The following is a 475-nucleotide window of genomic DNA, read 5'->3' on the forward strand; positions in this document are numbered from 1 at the left end:
CCGCACCTGTTCAACTTCCTCGAGATCGCTGCAATGTTGCGCACTGCCGGTGCGTTGCAAGAGGTCAGCGATGCGACCGCGCTAGCCACTGCGGTGCAGCGCCTGATCGACCAGCCACAACAGGCTCGCAGTATGGCCGATGCCGGGCTGGCAGTGATGAAGGCCAATCAGGGTGCGCTGCAACGCTTGCTGGACGGAATCGAGCGGTTGATGGCCAAACGCCGAGTCGCGGAGGACGCAGAGCGTCCAGAACGGCATGCGACGCAGAGCGTCGCACGATAGTTACGCTTTAGCTCAGCCACCTGTCGTTCCTCACGCCCTGCGTGGAAATGCCTTGCGTGACGCTTCGCGTCACAGGTTTGCGCAGCGCCGCACGATAGTGCAAGGCGATAAAAACCTCAGCAATCGGGCTCGTCAGCGGTATATCGGCGTGCCGGGTTGATGGCAGCGCCGAACTCGCGCAATGCCTTGGCCC

General features: G+C 62.3%; 2 pseudogenes. One reads left to right on the forward strand and one right to left on the reverse strand.

Annotation, left to right across the window (positions count from 1 at the left end):
• A pseudogene (locus tag EE949_RS29630) lies at window positions 1-282 on the forward strand (hypothetical protein); the annotation flags it as partial.
• A 116-nt stretch (window positions 283-398) separates the two neighbouring features.
• Here EE949_RS29630 and EE949_RS08250 read toward each other — a convergent pair.
• Window positions 399-475, reverse strand: a pseudogene (locus EE949_RS08250) (ATP-dependent zinc protease); the annotation flags it as partial.

This window comes from Pseudomonas viridiflava (assembly GCF_900602065.1).
GTDB lineage: Bacteria > Pseudomonadota > Gammaproteobacteria > Pseudomonadales > Pseudomonadaceae > Aquipseudomonas.